At 68.7% G+C, this 7,823-nt stretch carries 8 protein-coding genes and 1 pseudogene; 4 read left to right on the forward strand and 5 right to left on the reverse strand.

Going from position 1 to position 7,823, the window contains the following annotated elements; all coding sequences use genetic code 11:
- Positions 1-16 precede the first annotated feature (16 nt).
- Positions 17-1,339, reverse strand: a complete 1,323-nt coding sequence (locus ABZW18_RS33715) for a helix-turn-helix transcriptional regulator (RefSeq protein ID WP_356195087.1) — start codon at positions 1,337-1,339, stop codon at positions 17-19.
- Positions 1,340-1,547: 208 nt separating this feature from the next.
- Here ABZW18_RS33715 and ABZW18_RS33720 point away from each other — a divergent pair, with 208 nt between their 5' ends.
- Together ABZW18_RS33720 and ABZW18_RS33725 are read left to right on the forward strand one after the other, a co-directional pair.
- Complete coding sequence (locus ABZW18_RS33720; RefSeq protein WP_356195089.1) at positions 1,548-1,802, forward strand: hypothetical protein; 255 nt, start codon at positions 1,548-1,550, stop codon at positions 1,800-1,802.
- A 119-nt stretch (positions 1,803-1,921) separates the two neighbouring features.
- Entirely contained in the window at positions 1,922-3,025 is a 1,104-nt protein-coding gene (locus tag ABZW18_RS33725; RefSeq protein ID WP_356195091.1) for an NAD(P)-dependent oxidoreductase, read from the forward strand.
- On the opposite strand, the gene ABZW18_RS33730 is transcribed toward ABZW18_RS33725, so the two are convergent.
- The gene (locus ABZW18_RS33730) at positions 3,022-3,897 is read right to left on the reverse strand and encodes a glycosyltransferase (protein WP_356195093.1); all 876 of its coding nucleotides are present in this window, start codon (positions 3,895-3,897) and stop codon (positions 3,022-3,024) included. The two genes, ABZW18_RS33725 and ABZW18_RS33730, sit on opposite strands and share 4 nt — an antisense overlap.
- A gap of 87 nt (positions 3,898-3,984) precedes the next feature.
- Between ABZW18_RS33730 and ABZW18_RS33735 the strand changes: the two genes are divergently transcribed.
- Entirely contained in the window at positions 3,985-4,689 is a 705-nt protein-coding gene (locus tag ABZW18_RS33735; RefSeq protein ID WP_356195096.1) for a transferase, read from the forward strand.
- Between the two features lie 188 nt (positions 4,690-4,877).
- On the opposite strand, the gene ABZW18_RS33740 is transcribed toward ABZW18_RS33735, so the two are convergent.
- Positions 4,878-5,240 carry a WhiB family transcriptional regulator gene (locus ABZW18_RS33740; protein ID WP_356195099.1) on the reverse strand — a complete coding sequence of 121 codons (363 nt, stop codon included), beginning with the start codon at positions 5,238-5,240 and terminating at the stop codon, positions 4,878-4,880.
- 151 nt (positions 5,241-5,391) lie between these two features.
- Entirely contained in the window at positions 5,392-6,396 is a 1,005-nt protein-coding gene (locus ABZW18_RS33745) for a hypothetical protein (protein WP_356195102.1), read from the reverse strand.
- A gap of 532 nt (positions 6,397-6,928) precedes the next feature.
- Between ABZW18_RS33745 and ABZW18_RS33750 the strand changes: the two are divergent.
- A pseudogene (locus ABZW18_RS33750) lies at positions 6,929-7,318 on the forward strand (hypothetical protein); the annotation flags it as partial.
- Here the strand turns inward: ABZW18_RS33750 and ABZW18_RS33755 are convergent.
- Positions 7,255-7,512 (reverse strand): hypothetical protein, encoded by a 258-nt coding sequence (locus tag ABZW18_RS33755; RefSeq protein WP_356195104.1) that lies wholly within the window; start codon positions 7,510-7,512, stop codon positions 7,255-7,257. The pseudogene ABZW18_RS33750 and the gene ABZW18_RS33755 sit on opposite strands and share 64 nt — an antisense overlap.
- Positions 7,513-7,823 lie beyond the last annotated feature (311 nt).

The following is a 7,823-nucleotide window of genomic DNA, read 5'->3' on the forward strand; positions in this document are numbered from 1 at the left end:
AGCAACCTGCGCCTTGTCACGCCACCAGCGCGATCGCCTCGATGAGTCCAGTTCTGCAGTCAATGACCGAGCGTGCACAAGCGAGCAGCGCGCGGTAGCACCGCTCGGGCTTGCCCCACTGGCCGAAAGCGCGGGCGACGTCGATCCAGTAGCGGGCCTGCCGCTCGGTCGTGGGCAGGGCGGCGACGGCGACGCGGCGGGCGTGCTCAATGGCCTGCCCGGCGTCGCCGAGCAGGTGACTGATCGAGATCTGATGAAGGAGGACCTGGCTGGGCCCGAAGATGGTTCCCCGCAGCAGTTCGTCGTGACCGAGCTGACCGGCCGTGGCCTGCGCCTCGGCGATCAGTTCGTGAGCGGTGTGCCGATCGCCCTGCTTCGCCGCTGTGTACGCGGCCGTCGCGAACAAATTCCCCTGTACGGACAGCCGCTCGGTCTTGTTTGTGGTGCGGTCGGCGGCCAGCTGCTGGGCAGCGGTGACGGCGACGTCGGTGGCGCGGGCGTAGTGGCCCTGGCGGCGCCAAGCGCTGGAGATCATGCGGTGGGCCTCGGCGATGGTCAGCGCGTCGGCGCCGTCCCGCGCGGCGGTCAGCGCGCGGTCGGCGGTGACCGCCGCGAGACCGTCCTCGCCGAGCTTGATACACAGCCTCGTGGCGGTGTTGTACAGCTCCGCGGCCGCGGTCGCCGCCTGCTCGGCGTGCCCGTCGGCCCCCAGGCCCTGCGCGAGCGCGATCCGGGAGGGCAGGGCGCGGGCGAGGGCCTCATAGCGGCAGGCGCCGAAATCGCGGCGGGCGGCATCAACCGCCGCGGCGACCGTGGCGGGGGTAGGGTCCGGCCCGCGAAGGCTCTCGCTTCGCCGGTACAGCAGCAGGTCTTCCAGGCCGGACAGGCTCGGCCGTGCGGGAGAGTGCGCGGCGGCAGGGATGGGGCCGAACACCGCGTTGGTGGTGGCCCCGGCCAGGCCGGCCAGAAGATTGCGGCGTCGCACCGGGTCCTCACCCTCCTCACCAAGTGGCTCTACGCCCACCCTAGTAGTGCCGGGAGGACGCTGAGCAGCGTCTCCGGAAGGCACGGCCTGCGCGTGTCGGGGCGCGAGTCCGAGCAGGTGAGGCGGAATGTCCAGCACCTGTGCGACCCGCCGCAGCAGTACCACATCGCGCATCGGCTGCTTGCCGCGCTCCATCCGGGACAGGGAGGCGGCCGTGTAGCCGACAGCCTCGCCGAGTTCGGCCAACGTCACCTCGGCCGCGCGGCGGACCAGACGGACAACCGCCCCCGCATCGTGGCGAGCGAGGGCGTCCTGCATGGGGACTGAGCGCCAGATCGGATGTGTGCCGTCCACAGCGGGTCACCTCCTGCCGCGCTGATTGTCCCGTCAAACCGTCCGAGAGCGCGAGGAGTTGCACACCGTTTACACCCCGTGCAAACCATGTGCGCCCCAGCGACCTATCCCTCCCTCCACCGCGCTGGCCGCGGTGTCCTCGGTGCTGCAGGCAGCTCGCAACAGGCGGGCCGCCGCTTCCCACCATCACCAAAGGAGGGTGAGCGCCATGAAGGAGAAGGACAACGCTGCTTCGACCGAGGGAACAGAGTCCTCGGTCACCCACGCGACCCCGCTCAAGCGGGATGCGACCTACGACCACCGCGCCCAGCAGGCTGCCCTCGGCATCGAGCTGCACCACACCGACGGACGGACCACGCAAGCGGTCCTCCACCTCACGCCCGACCAAGTGGAGCTGTACGCCATTCAGTTCGAGCAGCTCATCGACAAGCGGCAACGCGCCCTCGAAGCCGGTCAGCCGTAAGAGCACGTACAGCCGATCCCCATGACACCTGGAGCCCCCGCCCCGCCGCATCGGCCCACGCCGCGGCTGGGGCGGGAGGCAAGACACCCCACCTCACCTCACCAACGTTTGGAGACACTGTGCACGACACCCAGCTCACCGAACTCGCCGGCCGGACCGTATTGGTTACCGGCGGGGCAGGACTGATCGGCAGCCGCATCACCGGGTACCTGCGCCGAATCGGAGCCCGGCCGATTGCGGTCTGCACGCTGGATGCTTATCCCCGGCACGTGTACCGGGACCTGTTCGGTATCGACACCAGCGACCCAGATCTCATCATCGGCAACGTCCAGGACCCGGCCCTGATGAGGAAGACGGTCGCCCAGTGCGACTACGTGATCCATGCCGCCGCCCTGGCCGACGTCGCGGCCTGCACGCGCCAGCCCATGGCAGCGATCCACGACAACATCACCGGCACCCAGGTTCTCCTTGACGCGATCGCCGCCTGCGACCGCATCCGCCGGTTCTGCTTCGTCTCCTCAGCCAGCGTCTACGGCAATGGCAACCCAGAGGACTGGGCACGCCCCCAAGACGAGTACCGCGCCATGCGTCAGCTCCTGGAATCGGTCTACGGACGGACCCCGCCTCAGTTCCACGAGCACACTCCCCTGCGGCCGATGTCCGTCTACGGCAACACCAAGGCGTGGGGCGAGGCACAGACCGCCCTCGTCCTGGACGCCGTGCACACCTCATACACCATCGTCCGGTACTTCTCGGTCTACGGCGAGCCGCAGGTGATCAAGGAGAATAGCCACTCCTGGGTGGTGGCCTGGTTCGCCACCCGAGCCGCACTCGGCCTGCCGCTGCACCTGAACGGCGGCGGCCGCCAGATCCGGGACCTAGTGCACGTCGACGACATCGCCGCCGCTACGGTGCGGGCCCTTGTCGCCCCCCGTGCCCACAACGAGACGATCAACGTCGGCAGCGGCACCCCCACCAGCATCCGGACGGTGGCCGAACTGGTCGCCGAGCAGTACCCCGGCATCCGGCTCCTGGAGACGCCCATGCCGCCCGGTGATCCTCTCGGCGGATACGCGGCCACCCACCGCATGGAAACGGTACTCGGCTGGCGACCGACGATCACGATCAAGGAGGGGGTAGCCCGCTATGCGGCCTGGCTGGGCAAAACCCGCGACGCCATCCCCGCATGGTTACGGGCCGAGAGCGACGCCGCAACGGCCTAGATGACCGGGGGCCGCCCCAGGCGGGCCATCCGGCACACCGTTGCCCACCGCATCGGGCGGCGAGGCGGGCACGGGGTGCGCAGCCCCTCAGTGAAGCCCCCGAACCATGCCCGAAGGCCCGCCATTGACCGTGCGCGGGCCAGGGTCATCACGGTCCACACCCCGAGGTAGATGGGCACAAGGAGGGCGGGAAGGTGCCGTTTCGCCAGCCATACCCGATTCCGGGCCACCATGCGGTGGAAGACCGCGTGCCGGGTAGGCGAGGTCCACGGATGCTGGAGGACCAAGTCAGGCTCATAGAGCACCTTCCAGCCCGCATCCAGGGCCCGCCACGCGAGGTCGGTCTCCTCGTGGGCGTAGAAGAACGGCTCGGGCCATCCGCCGATCTCCGCCAGCATGGCCATGGACAGCCCGTGTCCGCCGCCGAGGAACGTCGTCACCAATCCGCGGCGCATCGGGTTCTTGGCGCGCAGGCGGGGGACGTGCCGACGCTGGGTCCGGCCGCGTTCATCGGCGATGCGGAAGCTGACGATCCCCAGCCGCTCGTCCGACTCGTACAGATCCACCAACCGGGTGAAGACGTCCGGGCTGATCAACAACCCGTCGTCATCCAGGTCCACGACCACATCGACATCCCCGAACTCCCGGAGCCTGGCCAGGGCTGCGTTCCGGCCGCCCGAGACGCCCAGGTTCTCTGGCAGTTCCACCCCGGTTACCCCGTCGGGGAGGGACGGCAGCGGCGAGCCGTTGCCTACGACCACCACCCGCGCCGCAGGCGTGTCCTGCTTGGCGACAGCATCGAGCAAGTCCCGCAGTTCGCCAGGCCGGTTGCCCATGGTCAGGATGGCAACGCCAACGCGCAGGTGACGCACGGATGAACTCTCCGTTCCTCGGGACGGGTGACCGCCGATGCTAGTCGCCCCGAGGACCGGCCACCGACCACACCGAAGGGACCCTTTATGCGCACCATGCGACTCGGCGACTACATCACCGCACCCGTCAGCGGGCCGTTGGCCGATACGCCCTACACGGACCTGGAGGAGGCGGACTTGGCCGCCTTCCTCGCCTCCTGGGACGACTGGCACAGCGAAGCCCTCGCCCGGCTTCCCCAACGCATCCACCCGACCGCCACGATCCACCCCACGGCCATCATCGGCGATGACGTCATCATCGGCCCTCACGCCCGCATCTGGGAGTTCTCCACCGTTCGAGCAGGCGCCGTCCTGTGCGCCGGCGTCACGGTCGGCTTCAACTGCGAGGTGACGAAAGCGTTCGTCGCGGAGCGAGCGACACTCGGCCACCGCATCGGCATCAACCGCACCATCGTCGGGGCCGACGCCCACCTGTCCGCAAACCTGACGGTTGCCGCCATCAGCATGTGGAGCGACCACATGACCAAGCCCGAGCGGGAGATCATCATGCGCACACCAGACGGGCTCTACCGATGCGGGACATCACAGTTCGGCGGACTCATCGGCGACCGCTGCCAGACCGGAAACACCATCAGCTTCGGCCCCGGCCTCGCGATCGGGCGCAACTGCCGGATCGCCAGCGGCGTCACCCTCGCCGCCCGGACCATCCCCGAGCACAGCGTCATCACCGCCCCGCACACAGCCGACGTCCACGTCCGCCAACGGCCCGCCAAGCACCCTGGAAACGCGTAGACCCCCGGGTGCTCCGACCGGCTGGATCACGCGGCCTCTCGGTGCATCATGGACAAATCGCTGTGCCCAGCACCGCTCTTAAGCTGTGCCAGCACCGTCACCACGCTGGTGTTCAGCCAGGTCAGTGAGTTATGCGAACCACCCGAAGTGTGAAATGGGGCCGTTTACGGGGCTCCGGGCGGACCGCGTCAGCCGGCTGCCTGCCAGCGCGGGCCGTCTCCGGTACGTGCTGGCCGGTCGTGCTCCCTGCGGGCTGCTTCCAGCAGGTTTCGCCATGACGTCACCGTGGGGCGCCGGCGCAGGAGCGCGCGTCGTTCCCGGTCCGTCATGCCGCCCCACACGCCGTGCTCGATACGCTGATCGAGGGCATGGGCAAGGCACTCCGTGCGCACCGGGCAGCCGCTACAGACAGCCTTTGCCCTGTTCTGGGCTGCGCCTTCTACGAACAGCTCTTCCGGATCCGCAGCACGGCATACCGCCCGTTCGCCCCATGCGTCGTCATCACCCGCGACCACCCCGACGCCGTCCTCTCCCCGATCGGTCTGCCCCATCCCACCCTAGGACGTTGGCAGTTCGGTGACGGTACGCCAATCGGGCGGGGCATGGAACATCGATATCCAGCAGCACCCCCTACGGGTGAAGGGGCTCTTTGCGGATTCGGGGCCGGCGCATGTCGGCCGCCTGATCTTCGCGGCATCGGTGTCACCCGTCGGCTCGGCCTCCCGGGACGAGAGGGAGCGGGGCCTCGCTCGTCAGCTTGCCGATGCGCTGCCGGATCGCCCTGAACATGTCGGCGCGGTCCTTCTCCGGGTAGTCGACGCGGTCGTAGCGCAGCTGGAGCGTGGCGGAGCGGTCCGGGGACTTCAGTAGCACCAGGCCGAGGCCTTCGCCTGGTGTCAGGTCCCGGTGCCCGCGCAGTTCGAGTGGCAGTCCGTTCACGGGGTCGGTCAGCGCCTGCAGCAGCTCCGCCCGGCGCAGGCCGGTGTCGGAGAAGTGGTCCATCTCCAGGACCCAGAACTCCCCCAGCCTCGCCTCGTGCCCAGTGACGACCTGGGGAACGGCGACCGTGTGCAGGAGACCGAGGCGGCGCAGCAGCCCGCTGGGGAGCCAGGCGGCGGCGCGCCAGATGGAGTCGTAGGCGATCGGCTGGCGTTCGTCGTCCCACTGCTTTTCGTAGTCGGTCCAGGTTCCTTCGGCCAGCCAGCATGCCTCACCGCCGTTGTCCTCGACGCGCTGGGCGAGGGCGGCTTCGGCCTTCTCGAAGGCGCGGCGGGAAGGGCCCGTCAGCTGGAGGCTGGTCGGCTGTCCGAGCCGGTGGAGTTCGATGCCGCGCTCGGTGCGCGCGCAGATGCGGACTCCGTTGAGGCCGTAGATCTCGTCCCGCCCGGTGCGCATCGGCATGCGGCAGGGCAGCAGTCCGCACAGCAGGCTGTCGAGGCTCGTGTTGCTCTCCAGGTGCAGGCGCAGGCTGGCCGCGGTGGGCTGCACGTACCGGATGCCGAGCGGGTACTCGAAGAAGTGCCTCTGGGAGTTGAGGACCCAGTAGAAGATCTCGGATTCGAAGAGGAGCTGCGCGTGCTCGGCCGGCGCGGGGATGAGCGGCGTGTCCGGGGGCAGGGCGGCGACGACGTCGCACGCGAGTTGGCGGGGCGCGCCGGTGTAGAGGGCGTACGCGCGGGCGCGGCTGCTGATCTGGGATGCCGACATCGGCAAGCACCTTTCACTCGGAGATCCGTCGGCCCGCGGAACGTGAGGAAGAGGTACTGCGTGCAGTACTGGAGTGGGGGCTGGGACTGGTCGAAGACCGCGCTTCTTCGCCTCCGCCTGAACCCGAGGGGCCGAGGTTCGCGGTAGGAGCAGCAGACCAATGCCGCAGTACGCAACCGTAGCCGCGGCACTCGACTCAGAGGGGGAGTGCCACGCCGTTCGTCGGCTCGGGATGCCGGTGGAGCGGTGGCCCCGGAACGTCTGTACCGCCCCAGAGCAGTCTGGTGCGCTAACCTGGATGGGCGGGTGGTCACGCACCACTGGGTTCGGCATCCGAGCCGACCCAGAACGCCTTGTACAGCAGGCCCGGGTGACGGTGTGGGGCCGTGAAGTGGCCGGCCACGCGGTATCCCATCGACGCCACGTCGCCCTCAAGGCGGTCCTGATCGCGTTCCTCGTTGAAGACGCCGACGATCAGGCGGCCGCCGGGGGCGACCACGGCGTGCAACAGGTGCCGGACGTAGGTGCCGCGAAGACGGTGCCGCGCCGCAAGGACCAGGACGGCTTCGCCGTCCTGGCGAAGCGGTGGCGAGTCGAGCGGGCCATCTCGTGGATCATGAGAGCGCGCAGAAATGTGCGCGACTACGAACGGCTCATCTCCCACAGCGAGGCCCACATCACCTGGACCTTCACCCTCATGGTCCGCCGCCTCACCCGCCCTCCCCGACCACCGCGCACGTCGTCGCATCCCGTCGAGCCGGTCAAATCGGCCGGCAAGCCCAAGCCATCCGCATCCGCATTCGCATTCAGCAGCCACAGACGATCCGGCTGGCCCCCACCACCTTGCGCTGACCTCGATCAAACACGGGGCCAGGGAAGATCTACCCCGATGCGCCGCGCGGATTCCTCCACGGCTTTGTAAGCCACTTCTGGCCCGTTCACCGCGGCGTACTCAGCCAGGGCCAGGACGATGTTTCGGCCCTGCGCACGCAGGAGATCAGCGTCCTGGGCATTGCCGTCTGCCTCCCACTGGCGGGCCAGCAGTTCGAACTTCAGGGCTGTGTCGTAGGCGAACCCAGCGGCAGCCGCGACGGCTTCACGTGCGGTAAGGGGCATACGGTCAACCTACCTGGTAGTCGGAGCGGGCCAGGCCCGGCGCACGCAACTGACACCTCCCCGCAGACCATTAACGTCTGCCAGGTACTCGGCATCGGGTTTCGTCGCGTGCCGGAGCACCGTCTCCTTGAACGGGACGGATCCAGTCGTTCTCCCACCAAAAGCGCCGCCCATCACCGAGCGTCACAGATCACCGGTTCTGACACAGCTTCTGACCTTGTTCTTTATGGTCTGACCTGGTCACGTTCGGCGATGCTCTCGGGTCGTCTGACTGTTTTGCCCACGTCGTAGCGGGTGGCGGGGTGCCGGTT

Source organism: Streptomyces sp. NPDC004647 (assembly GCF_040609575.1).
In the GTDB taxonomy this organism is placed as follows: Bacteria; Actinomycetota; Actinomycetes; order Streptomycetales; family Streptomycetaceae; genus Streptomyces.